The 18702-nt window shown below is 70.4% G+C and carries 18 protein-coding genes and 7 tRNA genes; 17 read left to right on the forward strand and 8 right to left on the reverse strand.

Going from position 1 to position 18702, the window contains the following annotated elements; genetic code table 11:
* Positions 1 to 237: 237 nt before the first annotated feature.
* Positions 238 to 1158 (forward strand): phosphotransferase family protein, encoded by a 921-nt coding sequence (locus ACIRC0_RS32000; RefSeq protein ID WP_403623129.1) that lies wholly within the window; start codon positions 238 to 240, stop codon positions 1156 to 1158.
* Positions 1159 to 1244: 86 nt separating this feature from the next.
* Positions 1245 to 1535, forward strand: coding sequence for a zf-TFIIB domain-containing protein (locus ACIRC0_RS32005; RefSeq protein WP_403623132.1), 291 nt, complete (start codon positions 1245 to 1247; stop codon positions 1533 to 1535).
* Between the two features lie 53 nt (positions 1536 to 1588).
* Here the strand turns inward: ACIRC0_RS32005 and ACIRC0_RS32010 are convergent.
* The 5 genes from ACIRC0_RS32010 to ACIRC0_RS32030 all read right to left on the reverse strand — a co-directional run bounded on the left by ACIRC0_RS32010 (position 1589) and on the right by ACIRC0_RS32030 (position 2044).
* A tRNA-Val gene (locus tag ACIRC0_RS32010) sits at positions 1589 to 1660 on the reverse strand.
* 34 nt (positions 1661 to 1694) lie between these two features.
* Positions 1695 to 1766: transfer RNA gene (locus ACIRC0_RS32015), tRNA-Val, on the reverse strand.
* A 19-nt stretch (positions 1767 to 1785) separates the two neighbouring features.
* Positions 1786 to 1857, reverse strand: a tRNA-Val gene (locus ACIRC0_RS32020).
* A gap of 1 nt (position 1858) precedes the next feature.
* Positions 1859 to 1932, reverse strand: a tRNA-Cys gene (locus ACIRC0_RS32025).
* A 39-nt stretch (positions 1933 to 1971) separates the two neighbouring features.
* Positions 1972 to 2044, reverse strand: a tRNA-Gly gene (locus tag ACIRC0_RS32030).
* A gap of 179 nt (positions 2045 to 2223) precedes the next feature.
* On the opposite strand from ACIRC0_RS32030, the gene ACIRC0_RS32035 reads away from it, so the two are divergent.
* The 3 genes from ACIRC0_RS32035 to ACIRC0_RS32045 all read left to right on the forward strand — a co-directional run bounded on the left by ACIRC0_RS32035 (position 2224) and on the right by ACIRC0_RS32045 (position 5069).
* Positions 2224 to 3270, forward strand: coding sequence for a chorismate-binding protein (locus tag ACIRC0_RS32035; protein WP_403623135.1), 1047 nt, complete (start codon positions 2224 to 2226; stop codon positions 3268 to 3270).
* A 100-nt stretch (positions 3271 to 3370) separates the two neighbouring features.
* A complete protein-coding gene (locus ACIRC0_RS32040) occupies positions 3371 to 4192 on the forward strand; it encodes an aminotransferase class IV (protein ID WP_403623138.1) in 822 nt (273 codons plus the stop codon).
* 52 nt (positions 4193 to 4244) lie between these two features.
* On the forward strand, positions 4245 to 5069 hold the full coding sequence (locus ACIRC0_RS32045) for a GNAT family N-acetyltransferase (RefSeq protein ID WP_403623141.1): 825 nt from the start codon (positions 4245 to 4247) through the stop codon (positions 5067 to 5069).
* 12 nt (positions 5070 to 5081) lie between these two features.
* Here the strand turns inward: ACIRC0_RS32045 and ACIRC0_RS32050 are convergent, their stop codons facing one another.
* Positions 5082 to 5606, reverse strand: coding sequence for a DsbA family protein (locus ACIRC0_RS32050; protein WP_403623145.1), 525 nt, complete (start codon positions 5604 to 5606; stop codon positions 5082 to 5084).
* Between the two features lie 282 nt (positions 5607 to 5888).
* Here ACIRC0_RS32050 and ACIRC0_RS32055 point away from each other — a divergent pair, with 282 nt between their 5' ends.
* Together ACIRC0_RS32055 and ACIRC0_RS32060 are read left to right on the forward strand one after the other, a co-directional pair.
* The gene (locus ACIRC0_RS32055) at positions 5889 to 6332 is read left to right on the forward strand and encodes a hypothetical protein (RefSeq protein ID WP_403623148.1); all 444 of its coding nucleotides are present in this window, start codon (positions 5889 to 5891) and stop codon (positions 6330 to 6332) included.
* Between the two features lie 182 nt (positions 6333 to 6514).
* Positions 6515 to 6667 (forward strand): hypothetical protein, encoded by a 153-nt coding sequence (locus ACIRC0_RS32060; protein WP_200421241.1) that lies wholly within the window; start codon positions 6515 to 6517, stop codon positions 6665 to 6667.
* 296 nt (positions 6668 to 6963) lie between these two features.
* Here the strand turns inward: ACIRC0_RS32060 and ACIRC0_RS32065 are convergent, their stop codons facing one another.
* The gene (locus tag ACIRC0_RS32065) at positions 6964 to 7521 is read right to left on the reverse strand and encodes a CGNR zinc finger domain-containing protein (protein ID WP_403623151.1); all 558 of its coding nucleotides are present in this window, start codon (positions 7519 to 7521) and stop codon (positions 6964 to 6966) included.
* Between the two features lie 259 nt (positions 7522 to 7780).
* Positions 7781 to 8194, reverse strand: coding sequence for an SsgA family sporulation/cell division regulator (locus ACIRC0_RS32070; protein ID WP_003959770.1), 414 nt, complete (start codon positions 8192 to 8194; stop codon positions 7781 to 7783).
* Between the two features lie 190 nt (positions 8195 to 8384).
* Between ACIRC0_RS32070 and ACIRC0_RS32075 the strand changes: the two genes are divergently transcribed.
* The 10 genes from ACIRC0_RS32075 to ACIRC0_RS32120 all read left to right on the forward strand — a co-directional run bounded on the left by ACIRC0_RS32075 (position 8385) and on the right by ACIRC0_RS32120 (position 18681).
* A complete protein-coding gene (locus ACIRC0_RS32075) occupies positions 8385 to 8822 on the forward strand; it encodes a TIGR02611 family protein (protein ID WP_403623154.1) in 438 nt (145 codons plus the stop codon).
* 54 nt (positions 8823 to 8876) lie between these two features.
* Positions 8877 to 8948 (forward strand) — tRNA-Val (locus ACIRC0_RS32080).
* A gap of 438 nt (positions 8949 to 9386) precedes the next feature.
* Complete coding sequence (locus tag ACIRC0_RS32085) at positions 9387 to 10673, forward strand: ABC transporter substrate-binding protein (RefSeq protein WP_403623157.1); 1287 nt, start codon at positions 9387 to 9389, stop codon at positions 10671 to 10673.
* Between the two features lie 31 nt (positions 10674 to 10704).
* The gene (locus tag ACIRC0_RS32090; RefSeq protein WP_403623160.1) at positions 10705 to 11673 is read left to right on the forward strand and encodes a carbohydrate ABC transporter permease; all 969 of its coding nucleotides are present in this window, start codon (positions 10705 to 10707) and stop codon (positions 11671 to 11673) included.
* Positions 11670 to 12554 carry a carbohydrate ABC transporter permease gene (locus tag ACIRC0_RS32095; protein WP_403623167.1) on the forward strand — a complete coding sequence of 295 codons (885 nt, stop codon included), beginning with the start codon at positions 11670 to 11672 and terminating at the stop codon, positions 12552 to 12554. The genes ACIRC0_RS32090 and ACIRC0_RS32095 overlap by 4 nt, the downstream gene beginning before the upstream one ends.
* 1 nt (position 12555) lies before the next feature.
* Positions 12556 to 13152, forward strand: a complete 597-nt coding sequence (locus ACIRC0_RS32100) for a hypothetical protein (protein ID WP_403623170.1) — start codon at positions 12556 to 12558, stop codon at positions 13150 to 13152.
* 146 nt (positions 13153 to 13298) lie between these two features.
* A complete protein-coding gene (locus tag ACIRC0_RS32105; protein WP_403623173.1) occupies positions 13299 to 16037 on the forward strand; it encodes a Tat pathway signal sequence domain protein in 2739 nt (912 codons plus the stop codon).
* 127 nt (positions 16038 to 16164) lie between these two features.
* The gene (locus ACIRC0_RS32110; protein WP_403623176.1) at positions 16165 to 16611 is read left to right on the forward strand and encodes an SRPBCC family protein; all 447 of its coding nucleotides are present in this window, start codon (positions 16165 to 16167) and stop codon (positions 16609 to 16611) included.
* 39 nt (positions 16612 to 16650) lie between these two features.
* Positions 16651 to 16722: transfer RNA gene (locus tag ACIRC0_RS32115), tRNA-Val, on the forward strand.
* A gap of 117 nt (positions 16723 to 16839) precedes the next feature.
* A complete protein-coding gene (locus tag ACIRC0_RS32120) occupies positions 16840 to 18681 on the forward strand; it encodes a DUF2207 domain-containing protein (RefSeq protein ID WP_403623179.1) in 1842 nt (613 codons plus the stop codon).
* Positions 18682 to 18702 lie beyond the last annotated feature (21 nt).

Below are 18702 nucleotides of genomic sequence, written 5' to 3' on the forward strand. Positions count from 1 at the left end.
AACGCCCGCGCAGCTGGGGAGCTGCGCGGGCGTTATTTTTGCGCCTGAACCGGCGCCGCTCTCGCGGACCTGGTTGCTCGCGCCTTTTGCGCCTGAACCGGCGCCGCTCTCGCGGACCTGGTTGCTCGCCGTCGTGGTTCCTCAATTGATAGTTGTTGTGATCTTGGGTGAAAGACCGCGGGCTCCGGTGGGGTGCGTACGCTCTGGGCCGAGTGCTGTACTGCCCCAGGGAGACCCGTGACCGCCGACGTACTGTCCGCCCTCACCGCCACAGCCCGGTATGCGGCTCATCCTCGAGGAGGAGGCTGTGGGCATCCGGACGCCGTGCTGGCCGAGCGGGAGGACGGCACGGTGGTGCGGCACGGTGGCACGGTGGCCAAGGCGCATGCCCCGGGTACGGGCCTCGGGGAGCTCTCCCTCCGTCTGGCCGTCGCCGCCGACCTCCCCGAGATCTTCCTGGCGCCCCTCCGGTCCGTGCCTGCCGACCTCCACGGTCGCCTGGTGACCTTCTGGCCGTACGGCACCCCCGTGGATCCCGACGCTCCGGACGCCGCCCCGTGGGAGGCCGCCGCCACCCTTCTCGCCCAGCTGCACCTGGCCCCCGCCCCCACCGGCCTCCCCGCCATGCGCGGCCCAGCCAAGGCCGCCCGCGCCATCCAGCGTCTCCACGCCGCCGGTCCCCACCCGGCCGCCGCAAGCGTCCTCCGCGCCTGGGCCGGCCTGCCGGGGTGGGCCCGGGACGAGGCGCCCATGCCCTCCGCGCGTTCTCTCTGTCACGGCGACCTCCACCTCGGCCAGCTCGTACGCCACCCCGCGGAGATGGGTCCCTGGCTCCTCATCGACGTCGACGACCTGGGCCTCGGCGAACCGGCCTGGGACCTGGCCCGCCCGGCCGCCTGGTACGCCTGCGGTCTGCTCCCACCGGAGGAGTGGGCCCGGTTCCTCGACGCGTACCGCGGGGCGGGCGGTCCTGCGGTCCCCTCCACCGGCGACCCCTGGCCGGCCCTGGACGTTCCCGCCCGCGCCCTCACCGTGCAGACGGCCGCCCGGGCCGTCGCCAAGTCCGCCGCCGCAGGCCGCGCCTTGGACGAGGTGGAACAGGCCGTGGTCGACGCCTGCGCCCGAATGACCCCGATTCCTCCGCAGTTGGCGCAGTGATCTGCGCCCCGTCTTGCAACCGTTCCAGCCCCTACCGAGTCCCTATCAGGCGAAGCCCCACCGACCGGCGAGGAGTTGAGCCGAGCATGCAGTGTCCGAAGTGCCATGCGCCGATGCACACGTACAACCGCAACGGCGTCCAGATCGAGCAGTGCAGCGGCTGTCGCGGCATCTTCCTCGACTACGGCGAGCTTGAGGCGCTCACCCGTCTCGAGGCCCAGTGGGCACAGCCCGCCCCGCCGCCCCCACCCGCGTACCCGTCCGCTCCCGCCTGGGGCGCCCCGCACGGCGGCCACCAAGAGGGCCATCACGGGGGCCACGGTCACTACGGCCACCACCGCCACAAGAGCTTCGGTCACATGCTGTTCTCCAGCTGAGAGCTGAGCCCACGAAGAAGCCCCCGGCCGTGCGGGCCGGGGGCTTCGAGGTGTGGACGATACTGGGATTGAACCAGTGACCTCTTCCGTGTCAGGGAAGCGCTCTCCCGCTGAGCTAATCGTCCTCGGGACCGTGATCCGAAGATCACAGACGGTGCGTGCGCGATACTGGGATTGAACCAGTGACCTCTTCCGTGTCAGGGAAGCGCTCTCCCGCTGAGCTAATCGCGCGGGGGATCCGAAGATCCAGTGGACGATACTGGGATTGAACCAGTGACCTCTTCCGTGTCAGGGAAGCGCTCTCCCGCTGAGCTAATCGTCCTTGGAGGTGGAGACGGGATTTGAACCCGTGTAGACGGCTTTGCAGGCCGTTGCCTCGCCTCTCGGCCACTCCACCAGGAGTGCAGGGGCTCGGGAAGATCCCCTGGTTCCTTCGAGCGGACGACGAGGCTCGAACTCGCGACCTCAACCTTGGCAAGGTTGCGCTCTACCAACTGAGCTACGTCCGCTTGTCGTTTGTCGGTCCGCTTCCGCGTCCCGGCGACGTGTTGAACTCTAGCGGATTCCCGGGCCAGTACAAAAACGCGTTTGCGCAGCGTGCTGCCTTGCGCCTGGTCAAGGACACGGCCGGACCACCGCCAGGACACTCGCGGGCCACCCTCGTGACACCCGCCCTAGACTCGACAGCGTGCCCGACCTGCCTCCTCTCGCCCGTTTCGGCGACCGCGTAGCCACCGGTCTCCTAGATGTCACCAGTGACCCGGCCGCCCTCGACTCCACCGGTTTCTGGGCGGTCTGCGCGGATTACGAGGGGCGTGTGACCTGCGCCCGCTTCGCGGACGTACGGAAAGAGCCGGTGCCCGCGCCCGTGCCCGGCGGATGGCGGGGCCCCGAGGTCGGTGACTGGGAGTCCTCCCTCGACCGCGCCGCGTACACGGCGGGCGTGCGCCGGATCCGCGAGCACATCGCCACCGGGGAGGTCTACCAGGTGAACCTCTGCCGTGTGCTGTCCGCGCCGGTCGCGCCAGGCGCCGACGTGGACGCCCTGGCCGCCGTGCTGGCCCGAGGCAACCCCGCCCCGTACGCAGGAACGATCCGCCTGCCGGAGCACGGCGTGGAGATAGCCACCGCGTCCCCCGAGCTGTTCCTGCGCCGCGCCGGCCGCACCGTCGAGTCCGGCCCGATCAAGGGCACCGCCCGCACCGAGGCGGAGCTGCTGGAGAAGGACTACGCGGAGAACGTGATGATCGTGGACCTGGTCCGCAACGACCTCGGCCGCGTCTGCGTCACCGGCAGCGTCACCGTCCCCGACCTGTGCGCCGTCGAGAAGCACCCCGGCCTCGTCCACCTCGTCTCCACCGTCCGCGGCGAGCTGCGCCCGGACGCCGGCTGGCCGGAGCTGCTCGCCGCCGCCTTCCCGGCCGGCTCGATCACCGGCGCCCCCAAGTCGAGCGCGCTGCGGATCATCGACGCCCTGGAGACCGCGCCCCGCGGCCCCTACTGCGGCGGCATCGGCTGGGTCGACGCCGACCGGGGCGTGGGCGAGCTGGCCGTTGGCATCCGCACCTTCTGGATCGACCGGAGCGCCGAGGGCGCGGCCGTCCTGCGGTTCGGCGCCGGCGCCGGCATCACCTGGGACTCCGACCCGGAGGGCGAGTGGCGCGAGACCGAACTGAAGGCCGCCCGGCTGCTCGCGGTAGCGTCGGGGGAGTACCAGGACCTGGGGCCGGAATGACCCTTCATACGCGGCACACGTCCAGGGCCCCGCGGCTCGGCCACGGGCCCGACGACATGTCGCGCGACGCTTTCGCCACGATCTTGCGAGGTAAAGACCAGTGAAGCTCTGGCTCGACGGCGGGCTGCAGGACATCGAGTCCGCCCGCGTCTCCGTCTTCGACCACGGACTGACCGTCGGCGACGGCGTCTTCGAGACCGTCAAGGCCGTCGAGGGCCGGGCGTTCGCACTCACCCGCCACCTCGACCGGCTCACCCGCTCCGCCCGCGGACTCGGCCTTCCGGACCCGGACCTGGACGAGGTCCGCCGCGCCTGCGCCGCCGTCCTCCAGGCCAACCCGATGCCGCTCGGGCGCCTGCGCATCACGTACACCGGCGGCCACGGCCCGCTCGGCTCCGACCGCGGCGACCAGGGCCCCACCCTCGTCGTGGCCCTCGGCGCGACCACCCGGCGCCCCGACTCCACGGCCGTCATCACGGTGCCGTGGACCCGTAACGAGCACGGTGCGCTGACCGGCCTGAAGACCACCTCGTACGCCGAGAACGTCGTCGCGCTCGCCCGGGCGACCGGGCAGGGCGCGACCGAGGCCCTCTTCGGCAACACGGCCGGCCGGCTCTGCGAGGGCACGGGGTCGAACGTCTTCGTCGTCCTCGACGGCGAGATCCACACCCCTCCGCTCTCCTCCGGCTGTCTCGCGGGCATCACGCGCGCGCTCACCGTGGAGTGGACCGGCGCCAAGGAGACCGATCTGCCGCTGGACGTCCTCGAGCGCGCGGACGAGATCTTCCTCACCTCCACGCTGCGGGACGTACAGGCCGTGCACCGGGTCGACGGCCGGGAACTGGCGGGGGCGCCGGGTCCGGTGACCGCCAAGGCCATGCGGATCTTCGACGAGCGGTCCGGGAACGACCTGGATCCGTGAGCCTCGGGAAAACCGGCTGACGCGGGTCGCCGCCGCGGGTAGAACACCCGTGATGACCACGACCCTGCGGCCGACCGAGCCGCTTCAGCATCACACCGACGGGACGCGTTCACGTCGCTACCAGGTGTGCGTGAACAGCCGTCCCGTCGGTGTGATACACCTCGGCACCTCGCCCTCCCTGGGCGAGTCGGTGGCCCGCATCATCGAGCTGCGCATCGGGGAGTCCGACCGCCGGCGCGGTCGGGGCACCGTGGCCGCGCTCGCCGCGGAGGAGGTGGCGCGGGGCTGGGGCTGCGGGCAGATCGAGGCCCGGGTCCCCGCCGATGCACGGGTCGCACTGCGGCTCACCGAGACGCTCGGTTATGTCCTGCGCAACCGCGGCATGGAGAAGCGGCTCGGTGACACCCCGCCCCCGCTGCCCGAGGGCAGCCGCGCACGCCCCATGACCGAGGCGGAGTTCACGGCCTGGCAGGAGTACCAACGCGAGCACTACGCGCGCACGTGGATCGAGCGGGGCGTACCCGAGGCCGTGGCGCACGCCAAGGCACGACGCGACCACGAGCAGCTCCTGCCGCGGGGCATGCGCACCGAGGGCATGACGTTCAGCGTGCTGGAGCACGAGGGCATACGCGTGGGCACGCTGTGGCTGGCGGTGCGCGAGGACAATGCGTTCGTCTTCGACGTGGAGGCCGACGCGGCCCACCGCGGGAGGGGGCACGGCCGCACGCTCATGCTCCTGGCGGAGGTCCAGGCGCTCACCGCCGGCCGGCAGGTCCTCGGACTGAACGTGTTCGCGGGCAACACCCCGGCCGAGCGCCTCTACGAGTCACTCGGCTACCGGACGACGGAGTACGCCCTGTACAAACCCCTGTTGTAGGACCGGGCGGGATCAGGCCTCCTGCCCGGCCAGCAGCCGGTCCGCGATCTCCTCGATGCGCTCGCGCAGTCCCTCCTGGCTCTTGCCGCCGTCGAGGCGCTCACCGCCGATCACATAGGTCGGAGTGCCGGTCACCCCGATCGCCTTGCCCTCGGCCTGGTCGGCGTCGACGATCAGGATGTGCCGGCCGTCGATCAGAGCCGTGTCGAACTCCTCGGCGTCCAGCCCGAGATCGCGGGCCACCTCGATGAGGAACGCCTCTCCCTGGCGGTCCAGCTCCTCGACCCGGCCGAGCACGGCCTCCACGTACGGCCAGCCCTGCCCCTGCGCCAGCGCCTCCTCGGCGGCCTGCGCCGCGGCGAAGGCGTGCCGGTGCTTCTCCAGCGGGAAGTGCCGCAGCCGCAGCTCCAGCCGGTCGCCGTAGCGGTCGCGCAGCGCGCGCAGATCATCGAGGGCGGTGCGGCAGTCGGGGCACTGGAGTTCGCACCAGACGTCCAGGACGGGGACGGCTGCGTGGGCCGGGGAGGAGTCACTCATGGTCACAGTCTCCCAGCACCCGCGACGGCCCCCAAACGGGATCTCCGCACCCGGAGGTGGAGGCCTGGAGAGTGCCGGCGAGGTCAGGGGTGGAGACGGGGCCGCACCCTGGGGAGGAGCCGACCCCGAGATGTCCCGGAGATGTCCCTGAGGTCTGTTCGGACCGTGGCCCGCGGGGCGTGGGGCGGTGCAGGATGGAAAGGACGAACCGCCCCCCACCCGACCGATCCCCCCCACCCGACCGATCCCCCCCACCCGACCGATCTCCGCTTGGAGGACCGGATGATTGCCGAGACAGTCTGTTCCGCCGTCTCCGCGGCCGGCCTCGGCATCGCCGCGGTCACGGCCTTCCGCAAGCGTTTTCTGGCGGCGGCCCGTATCGCCGCGTACGCGCTGGTGCCCATCGGCCTGGTGATGACGGGAGTGGTGGGCTGGCTGGCCGACACCGCCTTCAGCCCCACGGCCTGGGCGGGCTTCGGCGTGCTCGGGGTCGCCTGGCTGCTGTTCATGACCACCCGGGCCGTGGAACGCAGGCGCGGCGGCACCCGCAAGGAGCGCAGGGCGGCGCGTGCCGCGCGGCGGGAGGCGACGGCTCCCTCGTCCTCCGCGCCGGCGCTCGGCGCCGGGGGCCCTCCCGCGGTTCGTCCCACGGCGGGCCCCCGGGCGGCCGACTCCGCAGACGACTTCAGCGACATCGAGGCCATCCTGAAGAAGCACGGCATATGACGCCTCGCCCGGCGCGGGGCGAAGGGGAAACGGCCGATCGGTCGGGTCACGGCTCCCTGGCGATCAAGGGTGGGCACACCTAGATCATCTTCGCTCCGCACCTCGCGGAATCGGCGATCACATCGTCATCCCGTGCGTGTTGATCGCACGGCGGGTGCGGGCTACGTCATCATCACCGCGAGATGCTGGACACAACCCAGAGCGACACCGCCGCTCCTCCCGAGGATCGTCGGGGTTGTCTCTTCGCGCTTTCCCAGCCACCGCTGATGATCTTCCTTGCGGTGATCGGCTGTCTGCTGCTCATGGCATCGCTGCACGACCTGCTGCTGCTGTGAGCCGTATGCGGAGCCCCTGGCGCCACCCGCCGAGGGCTCCGTCAGCCCACTGGGGAGCGACGATGGCGGAGCGCATGTCCGGTCACGGACGGTGAGTGTCTGCGCGTGTCCGGCTCCTCGGTGCCTCGGCCTCTCGACTTCCCCGAGCCCTCGCGGTCGGCCGCGCGTGCCTCCGGCCTCGCGACTTCTCCCAGCCCCTCGCGGTCGGCCGCGCCCGTCCCTCCGGCCTCGCGGCTTCCCCGAGCCCTTTGCGGTCGGCCGCGCCCGTCCGCCCTCGCGGTGCGAAGGCGCCTCACTCAGCCGGCCGCCTCCTTGCGGCGTGCCCGGTAGGCGGCCACGTGGAGGCGATTGCCGCAGGTACGGCTGTCGCAGTAGCGCCGTGAGCGGTTGCGGGAGAGGTCCACGAAGGCGCGCCGGCAGTCGGGCGCCTCGCAGCGGCGCAGCCGCTCCTGCTCCCCGGCCACCACGAAGAACGCCAGCGCCATCCCGCAGTCCGCGGCGATGTGGTCGGCCAGGGAGGCACCGGGGGCGAAGTAGTGCACATGCCAGTCGTAGCCGTCGTGGTCGGTCAGCCGGGGCGTGGTGCCCGCCGCCGCGACCAGTTCGTTGATGAGGCCCGCCGCGGTCCGGGCGTCCGTCGCGGCGAAGACCGCGGCGAACCGTCCGCGGATCTTGCGCACCGCCGACAGGTCGAACTCCGACAGGACCCCGAGATCGCTCACCGCGTGTCTGCGCGCGAAGTCGTCGAGGGCGGCGACATCCGGGAGCCCGTCCGGCTCGTCGCCCTCGGGTGCGGTGTTCACGAGATCCACCACGAGGTCGAGCGCGCACCGGGTGTCATGGGTGATCAGCACGTGTCGCTCCCTGGCCTGGGGTCGGGCGGACGCCCGCCGATGCTGGCCGAGCCTAGCGGCTTCCCGCCCCGAGAGGACCGCCGCAGGGTCGGCTTCGGACACGTCACACAGCGCAGGAAAAGCGTCACTCTCCGTAGTAGGCCGACGCGCCGCCTCCGCGAGGGCTCGCGGCGACGGCGCCCGGGTGTGCCGTATGCGGTTGTCCTGACCCGTGCCGTCTCCCCGAGTGGACGGCGCCGGGTGGTGTGGCTGTCTTGCGCTAGCTCTCGGCCAGGATGTGGGAGAGCTCCGTGTCGAGATCGAAATGGCGATGCTCCGTGCCGGGCGGCACGGCCGCATCGGTCCGCTTCAGGAACGACTCCAGTGCCCGCGCCGGGGCCTCGAGCAGGGCCTCGCCCTCCGGAGAGCTCAGGGCGATGCAGACGACGCCCTGACCGTGGCTGCGGGACGGCCAGACGCGGACGTCGCCGGTCCCTGTGGGCCGGTGCAGGCCCTCCGCCAGGAGGTCGCGGGCGAACACCCACTCGACGGTCTCCTCGGCTCCGGTGTGGAAGGTGGCGTGCACGGCGTAGGGATCGGCCGTGTCATACCGCAGTCCCGCGGGTACAGGCAGTGAGGACTCGCTCGACACAACGAGGCGCAGGTGCAGCTCGCAGCTGACCGTGGTGTTCATAAGCGCCAGGGCCTTTCGCTCAGTGTGCGCTCGGGGATTCGCACGTCGGCGAAATCGACATGCCACCTACGGTGCCGTTGTAAACCCCTCTGAGTGTTTTGCCTGTCTTTACGTAGCTCATCCGGCCGAGACATCGTTCGTGCGATGCGGCCATTCCGGTGACTGGTTTCTCTCGGGTAGGTTTGGCTGTATGAATACGCGGAGTGACGAGCGGGGTGAGGCCGCCGTGGCCGCCGAGGGGCCGAAGACCGAGCGGGGGCTCGGGTCCAGGGCGCCGGAATTCATCAAGTCCCGACGGGCGCTGCACCTCAGCTGGCAGGTGGCCGTTTTCGTGATCGGCCTCGCGGTGGTCGCGGGCGGCGTGCTCCTGCTTCCGCTGCCGGGCCCGGGCTGGCTGGTGATCTTCGCCGGCATGGCGATCTGGGCGACCGAGTTCGTCTGGGCCCAGCTGGTGCTGCGCTGGACGAAACGGAAGGTCACGGAGGCGACACACCGCGCGCTCGACCCCAGGGTGCGGCGCCGCAACCTCCTGTTGACGACCGCGGGCGTGGCGATCGTGGCCGCGCTGGTCGGCGTGTACGTCTGGAAGTACGGCTTCGTGACGCCCTGGAACATCAGGGAGGAGTGACCGGCCCGTGGTCGGAGGCATCCGCTGACATGCGGTAATGTTCTTCCTGCGCCCGGGCGATTAGCTCAGCGGGAGAGCGCTTCGTTCACACCGAAGAGGTCACTGGTTCGATCCCAGTATCGCCCACAAGATCAAGGGCGGCGCCGCTCAGGAGATGAGCGGCGCCGCCCTTGGCGTATGCCCGTATGGGGCCCCTTCTGCTGGGCAGCGCTTCCTCGCGCCCGTCTCCGGTGTGCCGCCGCGCGGCGGAGCCGGACGTCCGGGCCTGCCGCCGCACCGGCCGGATCCGGCGTCCGGCCCTCGGCGGCGGCACCGGCCGAATCCGGCGTCGGGCTCTCGGCGCCGCACCGGCCGACCTCCGTGGCGCCGCCCCTCGCGACCTGCGCGCTTGTCGTTCCGGGCCCGAACTCGCCCCCCTGTGATGCCTGTTACCGCCCAACCCCACTCTCACCAATTCCTGTCCGAATCATTGACGAGGCCGGAGGGCCTCCGTACCTTGTGCCAGCAAGCGCTTACTTGAAACGATTCATGAGCGGCGGCTTTGCTGCGGGGAGGGGCCTGACTGTGGGTACCGGCAATGTTGAAAGGCGCACGATCCTGAAGGCGGCGGGAGCCTCGGTGGCCACCCTCGGGCTGGCCGCGACGACGGGTTGCGGTGGGGACGGCGGCACCTCCGCCGACGGGACCGTGACGATCCGTTACTCGTGGTGGGGTGCCGACGAGCGGGCGAAGAAGATCAATCAATCCATCAAGCTCTTCGAGAAGAAGTATCCGAAGATCAAGGTCAAAACGGACTTCCAGGACTACCAGTCTTTCTGGGAGAAGTTCCAGACGCAGGCGTCCGGTGGAAATCCCCCGGACGTTTTCCAGAACGCCGTCACATTCCTTCGGAAGTACGACAAGAGAGGCGTCCTCCTCGACCTCAAGTCACAGATCGACGCGGGCGATATCAGCCTGAGCAACTTCCGCGCCGGTGTCACGAAGGTCGGCGAGGTCGACGGCAAGCAGCTCGGCATTCCCGTCGGCTCCAACACCATGGCGCTCGTCGTCGACAAGAAGGTCTTCCAGAAGGCCGGCATCGAGCCGGCGGCGGGCTGGACCTGGGACGAGTACTTCAAGGCCCTCAAGACCATCCACGACAAGACCAAGGTCCCCGGGGACACGGGCTACTTCAGCATCATGTACCTGTACGACCTCTACCTCCGGCAGAACGGCAAGGCGTTCTACACCGAGGACGGACTCGGTTTCGACAAGGCCGACCTGACGGAGTGGTGGCAGGACGGCTACAACCGCGTGAAGGCCGGGATCGTCACCGACCCGAAGATCGTCGCCCAGGACCGGCCCAAGTCCTCGCTCTCGGCCGGGCACGGGGCATCCGAATTCACCTGGGACAACTTCACGGTCCGTTACACCGCCGAGGGGAACAGCACCTACGGTCTCGCGCCGATCCCCACCATGGACGGCAAGCACACCGGCCAGTACCTCGCCTCCCTGATGCTGAGCGCCTCCGCGCGCACCTCGCACCCGAAGGAAGTCGCCCAGTTCATCAACTTCATGGTCCACGACCCCGAGGTCGGCAAGATCATGGGCTACGACCGCGGCATCCTCGCCAGCACCGAACAGTACGAGGCCTTCAAGCCGACCGACGAGGTCAACAAGGAGATCGCGCAGTACGAGGACAACACCGCCAAGGCCGGTGTCCTCGGCACGATCACCCCGCACCCCTCCGGCGCCGACACCATCGAGGCCGCTTTCCTGCGCATCGGTGGCGACCTGGGCCTGGGCAAGGTCAAGGTCGCCGACGCGGTGAAGCAGTTCTTCGACGAGTCGCAGGCCGCGTTCCAGGCCTGACCGGAACCGACCGGAACCGACCGGAACTGAAATGGGAACCCCCGTGACGCTCGTCAAGGACTCGCCTCTCGACACCCGGAAGACCCGTTCCGCCGCTCCCGCCGCCCGCAAGCGGCGGGGCCGCCGGGAGAATCTCGCCGGCTACCTCTTCATGTCCCCGTGGATCGCCGGCTTCGTGCTCCTGACCGCGGGACCCATGGTCGCCTCGTTGTACTTCGCGTTCACCGACTACAACCTCTTCAACACGCCGAAGTGGGTCGGCCTCGACAACTTCACCAGGATGTTCGACGACCCCCGGTGGCAGAAGTCGGTGGAGGTGACGGCGAAGTACGTCGTCATCGGCACGCCGCTGAAGCTGCTGCTCGCCCTCGGTGTCGCTCTGCTCCTCGCGCAGAGCCGTCGCGGACAGGCGTTCTACCGGGCCGCGTTCTACGCCCCCTCGCTCATCGGCGCCAGCGTCTCGGTCGCCTTCGTATGGCGGTCGATCTTCTCCGACGACGCCATCGTGGACCGCACGATGTCCGTCTTCGGTATCCACGTGGGCGGCTGGGTCGGCAACCCCGACTGGATCCTGTACTGCCTGGTGGCGCTCACCGTCTGGCAGTTCGGGGCGCCCATGGTCATCTTCCTGGCCGGGCTCAAGCAGGTGCCCAGGGAGCTGTACGAGGCGGCGGCGATGGACGGCGCCGGAGCCTTCCGCAGGTTCTGGAACATCACGCTGCCGTTGATCTCCCCGGTGCTCTTCTTCAACGTGCTGCTGGAGACGATCCACTCGTTCCAGATCTTCGCCTCGGCCTACGTCGTCTCCAACACCTACTGCGGTCCGGCCGACGCCACGCTCGTCTACACCTGCTACCTGTACCAGCAGGGGTTCAAGAACGCCCAGATGGGCTACGCCTCCGCGATGGCCTGGATGCTGCTGCTCGCCGTGGCCCTCGTGACGGCGGTCCTCTTCTGGTCCCAGAAGAAGTGGGTGCACTACGAGGAGGACGCCCGATGAGCACCACCACGACCACCGTTCGCACGCCGCTCGGCGGCCCCGGCCGCAGGCGCGCCGGTTCGCTCGCCTGGCACATCGGCGCCCTGCTGGTCCTCGCGGTCGTCCTCTATCCCGTCCTCTGGGTGATCGGAGCGTCGTTCAAGCCCAGCAAGGACATCATCAACAGCCTGCAGCTGTTCCCCGTCCACCCCATCCTGGACAACTTCAAGGGCCTGGCCAAAGGCATAGCCGACATCGCCATCTGGACCTTCTTCCAGAACTCCCTCCTGTACGCCGGCGGCGCCGTCGTCGGCATCCTGATCTCCTGCTCGCTGACCGCGTACGCCTTCGCACGGATCAGGTTCGCGGGCCGCAACCTGCTGTTCTCGCTCATGATCGGCACGCTTCTGCTGCCCTATCACGTGCTGCTCATCCCGCAGTACGTGATGTTCCAGAAACTGCAGCTGATCAACACCTATGTGCCGCTGCTGCTCGGCAAGTACCTGGCCACGGAGGCGTTCTTCGTCTTCCTCATGGTGCAGTTCATGCGGAGTCTGCCGAAGGAACTCGACGAGGCCGCCAGGATCGACGGCTGCGGGCACCTGAGGATCTACTGGTCGATCGTGCTGCCGCTGTGCCGTCCGGCCCTCATCACCAGCGCGATCTTCACGTTCATCAACGCCTGGAACGACTTCATGGGCCCGCTGATCTACCTCAACGACCCCGGCAAGTACACCGTCTCCCTCGGCATGATGATGTTCCGCGACTCCGACGGCGTGGCCGCCAACTACGGCGGCATGATCGCGATGTCCCTGGTCGCGCTGCTGCCCGTGCTGCTCTTCTTCCTCGCCTTCCAGCGCTACCTCATCGACGGCATGGCGACCTCCGGACTGAAGGGCTGACATGGCCACCGACCACGCCCGCCCGAAGGCCCGCCGCGAGTCGCTGCTCGCCGAGAGGTTCGCCCTCTTCGCCGAGTGTCTGCTCACCGGTGTCTGGATCGCCGTGGCCTCGCTGCCGCTCGTCACCTACCCCGCCGCCTTCGCCGCCGGCGCTCGCCATCTGCGCCGGCGCACGGCCCACGAGGGCGGCGGCTGGCGGGAGTTCGCCGCCGACTTCGGCGCGGCGGCGCGCCGGGGCTGGATCGTCGGAATGGCCGGCTGGGCGGCGGCGGCCGCGGTCTGGGTGGACGTCCAGGCCGTGCGCGCCGGACTGCCCGGGGGGCCGCTCGTCGGCGCGGTCGGCGTCTTCGCCCTGATCGGCGCCGCCGTCGCCGGGCTGCGCGCGGCGGCGGCCTGGACACCGGGCGCCTCCTGGCGGGCCCTGCTCGCGGCGGCCGGACGCCGCACCGTCCTCGACCCTGCCGGGTCCTTCCTCCTCGTCGGCGGAGCGGCCCTGGTGCTCTGCTCGGCCTGGTTCGTCGCACCGCTCGCGGTCCCCGTCCTCGGGGCCGTGGCGGCGGCCGCCGTCGCCGTCGAGGAGCGACACCGGCGTCGCTGACGCCGGCCGGCACATCCCCTCGGGTCGGCGCCCCGGCGCCGCACCTCGGCACATCCCCTCGGGTCGGCGCCCCGGCGCCGCGCCTCGCTCTGTCATGCCCCTGACCGCCCTGCATCACCCGCCAGGAAAGGAAGGCTGCATCTCCCATGTCTCCCATCCCCCGCAGGTCCCTCCTCAAGGCCGCCGCCGTCGCCGGAGCCGCCGCCCGGTTCAGCTGGGCGCTAGGGGCCAGGGACGCGCAGGCGGCGCCCAGAGCCGAGGCGGCCGACGCCGACCCGGTGACCCTCGACTGGCTCGAGGACGGCGGTCTCGGCGCCGCGCCCGGCTCCACGGTCGGCGTGCCCTGGCCGAAGGGCGCCTACCAGGAGGACCAGACGTTCGCGCTGACGGACGAGAACGGCAAGGCCGTGGCCGTGCAGTCCTGGCCGCTCGCGTACTGGCCGGACGGCTCCCTCAAGTGGACGGCGCACGCCGTGACTTCCGGCTCCGGCAAGCTCACGCTCACCGCTGGCGCGCCCGCCGCGCCCGACAAGAAGGTCACCGTCGACGAGAGCGGCGGCACCATCGCCATATCGACCGGCGTCATCACCGCCAGGATCGGCAAGGCCGGTTCCACGCTGATCAAGTCCGTCACCCGCGGCTCCACCGAGATCGCGAAGAACGGCCGTCTCGTCCTCATCCGCCAGCCGGAGATCGAGGACGAGGACCAGGGGACGGTGAAGACCGAGCGCTTCGACGGCGCGATCTCCGAGGTCACCGTCGAACAGGACGGCCCCGTCCGGGCCGTCGTCCGCATCGACGGCAAGCACCGCAAGGGCGACCGCGGTTGGCTGCCGTTCTCCATCCGGCTCTACTTCTACGCGGGTGCCGACTCCTTCCGCATGGTGCACACCATCACCTACGACGGCACGCAGGAGCCCGGCAAGGCGAGCGGGGACTTCATCCGCGGGCTCGGCGTGCGCTTCACCGTGCCGATGAGGGACGCCGCCTACGACCGGCACATCCGGATCGGCGGCGAGGGCACCGGTCTGCTGCGCGAGGCCGTGCAGGGCATCACCGGGCTGCGCCGCGACCCGGGCGCGGCGGTGCAGGCGGCGCAGTACGCCGGGCAGAAGCTGCCCGACCCCTCGACATGGGACCAACGGGTGACGACCCGGCTCCAGTACATCCCGCACTGGGGCGACTACACCCTCTCGCAGCTCTCCGCCGACGGCTTCACGCTGCGCAAGCGCACCAAGAAGGGCTACGGCTGGATCGGTGCCGGCGGTGGCAAGCGGGCTTCCGGCTTCGGCTACGTCGGCGGACCGAGCGGCGGATTCTCCTTCGGCCTGAGGGACTTCTGGGAGAAGTTCCCCGCCCAGCTCGACATCCGCGGCGCCCACACCGACGAGGCCGAGGTCACCCTCTGGCTCTGGTCGCCCGAGGCGCAGCCCATGGACCTGCGCTTCTACCACGACGGCATGGGCCAGGACACCTACGCCAAGCAGCTCGAGGGCCTCAACATCACCTACGAGGACTACGAACCCGAGTTCGGCACCCCCTACGGCATCGCCCGCACCTCCGAACTCCTCTTCTGGGCCAACGCCGCAACGCCGACCCCCGACCAGCTCGCCGACCAGGTCAAGGCCGTCCGGACGCTGCCGCAGCTCGCCGCCCCGCCCAAGCAGCTCATCAAGGCCAAGGTCTTCGGCCCGGGCCTGTACTCCGAGCCCGACCGCTCCACCCCGGCCAAGGCGAAGATCGAGGACCACCTCGACTTCCTCTTCACCTACTACAAGGACCAGGTGGAGCAGCGCCGCTGGTACGGCTTCTGGGACTACGGCGACATCATGCACACCTACGACACCGTCCGGCATGTGTGGCGGTACGACATCGGCGGCTACGCCTGGGACAACTCCGAGCTGTCGCCCGACCTGTGGCTCTGGTACGCCTACCTGCGCAGCGGCCGCGCGGACATCTTCCGCTTCGCCGAGGCGATGACCCGGCACACCGGCGAGGTCGACGTCTACCACATCGGCAAGTGGGCCGGCCTCGGCACCCGGCACGGCGTGCAGCACTTCGCCGACAGCGCCAAACAGCAGCGCATCGCCAACACCACCTACCGGCGCTTCTACTACTTCCTCACCGCCGACGAGCGGGTCGGCGACCTCATGCGGGCCAACGTCGACTCCGACGAGACGTTCCTCGTCCTCGACCCGCAGCGCAAGGTACGCACCGACCCCTACACCCCCGACCGGCACGCCCTGTCGATCGGCTTCGGCACGGACTGGAGCGGCCTGGTGTCGGCCTGGCTGACCGAGTGGGAGCGCAAGGGCCCCAAGTGGGAGAAGGCCAAGGCGCGCGTCCTCTCCACGATGGAGGGCATCGCCGCCCAGCCCAACGGCTTCGTCCAGGGCAGCGGGCTGTACGACCTCGACACCGGCAAGTTCGCCGTCGCCGACAAGCCGGTGGTGTCCGTCTCCCACCTCTCGGCCGTCTTCGGCCTCAACGAGCTGTGCGCCGAACTCAACTACCTGGTCGACATGCCGAAGTTCAAGGAGGCGTACCTGGACTACTGCCGCTACTTCAACGCCACCAAGGCCGAGCAGAAGGCCCGCTACGGCTCCGACTTCGGCAGCCTGCTGCTCTTCCAGGGCCACTCGCGCCTCGACGCGTACGCCGCCGTCCAGACCGGCGACGCGACGCTCGCCAAGCGGGCGTGGAGCAAGTTCTACAACTCCGACGGCTACAGCGAGTCCTCGCCGTGGAAGACGGAACCGCTGAGCGGCCCGGCCACGCTCGTCGCGGGCAGTGAGGCGGCCTGGGTGTCCACCAACGACACCGCGCTCTACGGTCTCGCCGCCATCGAGGTCCTGGCACTGCTCGGGGACAAGATGCCCTCGTAGGCGGCCGGTGGGGGAGCGCCGCCGCACGGGCGGCGGCGCTCGCATCCGTCAGTGTGGCGCCCGTCACGTCCTACGGCATGAGTACACGTACTCAGATACCGGGGGCCGACCCGGGAAGACTGTGCGCATGGACCGGAGCCATTACCGCTTCCGCAGCCTGTGGGCCCTGCCCGCGCCGCCCGCCGCCGTGTACGCGGTGCTGGAACGGCCCGAGGAGTACCCGCGGTGGTGGCGCCAGGTGCGCGCGGTGACCCGGCTCGACGACACGGCCGGCGTCGTCCGGGTCCGCTCCCTGCTGCCGTACGACCTGACCTTCACCGTGCGTGAGGTGCGGCGCGACCCGGCGGCCGGGATTCTGGAGGTCGCGCTGTCCGGTGACATCGACGGCTGGGCACGCTGGACGGTCGACGCGGCCGGTTCCGGCACCCTCGCCCGCTACGACCAGGCAGTTCACGTGAACAAGCCGCTGATAAGGAGGTTCGCCGTGCCGGGGCGGCCGGTCTTCCGCGCGAACCACTGGCTGATGATGCGGTCGGGTCGGCGCGGACTCGTCGCCTACCTGGAAGCGGTTTGAAGGAACCCGTCGGAGGCCTGTATTGTTCAGTGCGTTCCCGGGCGATTAGCTCAGTGGGAGAGCGCTTCGTTCACACCGAAGAGGTCACTGGTTCGAACCCAGTATCGCCCACCGGGAGAGAGCCGGTCCGCATGACGCGGACCGGCTCTTTTTGTTCGCCCGTGACCGGGATACGCTTCCGATCTTCGCGGGGGCTGGGGAGGCGCCCGCGGCGAGGGGGGCATTTCCTTGAGTGCTGCAAACGGTGGCAGGGCCAAGCCGATCGGGACCCTGACGAGGGGACGCAGGAGCTTCACCTGGCTCAAGGTCTTCTTCGTCGCGCTGCTGCTCGGCGGTGTCGTCGCGCTCTTCCGGACGGGCGGGAACGTGGAGCGCGTCACCACGATGTGGGTGGGCGCCGAGGTCGCTGCCGACGGCAGCATCCGCGTCACCGAGGTCATCGACTACGACTTCGGACACCCCGACACCACCCGGCACGGCATCTACCGCGATCTGCCGGACCTGATGGACGACCAGGAGTACGCCAAGGTCGCCGCCACCATGGACGGCCACCGGGTTCCGTGGGAGTTCGACGTCGGCGACTACTACGAGGCGCCGGACGGCCAGCGGGAGATCGCCACCCGGATCAAGGTGGGCGACCCGGGCGGCTCGGTCACCGGCCTGCACCGCTACCGCCTCCAGTACACGCTCACGGACGTCGTGAAGAAGGGCAGGATCGCCTGGGACGCCGTCGGCACCGGATGGCGGGTCGACCGTTCGAACGTGCAGATCCACGTCGTGGCCCCGTACGAACTCACCGGCACACGCTGCGTGCAGGGCGCCAACGGCTCCGAGGACCCCTGCACCGCCCGCGAGGACGGGCCCGGCCGCCTCGATGTCACCCTGGACCGGCTCAAGGGACACCAGGGCGTCACCCTGTACGCCACCGGTGGCGGGAAGCTGACCGGAGCGACGCCCGCCCTGCCCGCGCCGCCTTCCGGGAAGGCCGTCGGCACGACCGTGGGGAGCCCGTGGCGGGTGGCCCTGCTCGCGTTCGCCCTCACGCTGGTCGGCGCCGCCGCCATGATCTGGCTGCTGCGCCTCCTCGGCCGCGACCGGATCGCTGAGGAAGCACCCGACGGCACGCCCGGCCGCGTGCGGCGCGTCGCCCTCGAACGGCGCGCCGCCTCACTCACTCCGTCCCCCGTGCCCCCGGAGGGGCTCGCCCCGGCCAAGGGCGGGATCCTGCTGGCCGAACGCGTCGAGAGCCACCATCAGGTGGCCTGGCTGCTCGGCGCTGCGATCGAAGGGCGCATCGCGATCGAGGGGAGCGAGGAGCATCCCACCCTCAGACGCCGCGATCCGGCCGACGCGCCCTACGACCCGGTCGCCAGAGTCGTGCTGGGCAGCATCTTCTCGGGACGCGACTCGGTCACCCTGGGTCTGCGCGACGCCCGCTTCAGGTCGGCCTGGCAGAGCCTCCACCACGAGCTGACGGCCTGGCACGAGAACAGCGACCTGTGGGACCAGACCTCAGCGCGCCTGGCCCGGGCCGGACGCCCCGTCGGCATCGCCGCCACCCTGCTCGGCTTGGTCACGACGGCCGTCGGGGCCTGGCTGGGCGGCGGCCGGAACGCGGCCGGCTGGCCGGTCCTCGCGGCGGGCGTGATCGTCGTGGCCGTCGGCCTCGCGTTGTGGCAGTGCTCCTGGGAGCTGTACAGCCGCACCCCCCGCGGCAGCGCGCTCTGGCTCCAGGTGGAGGCGTTCCGGCGCTACCTCATGGACCCGTCCTCCCATCAGCGCGACGAGCCCCTCGACGAGGGACGACTGGAGCTGTACACAGCGTGGGCGGTGGCCCTGGGCGTGGCGTACGCATGGGACAAGGCCGTCGCCGGCTCGACGGTCGCTCCCCGGCGCCGGTCCACGGCGACGTCGGGGTTCGTCACCGGTTACGCCCTCGGCCTGATGACCGCCTCCTCGTCCTCCAGCGCCGCCCCGCCCTCCAGCAGCGGCGGCGGTGGAGGAGGCGGCGGTGGAGGAGGCGGGGACGTCGGCGGAGGCAGCGGAGGCGGGGGCGGAGGCTCCTGGTGACGTCGGCCGTGTGACGCCGGG

The organism is Streptomyces sp. NPDC093984 (genome assembly GCF_044764595.1).
GTDB classification, from domain to species: Bacteria; Actinomycetota; Actinomycetes; order Streptomycetales; family Streptomycetaceae; genus Streptomyces; species Streptomyces cynarae.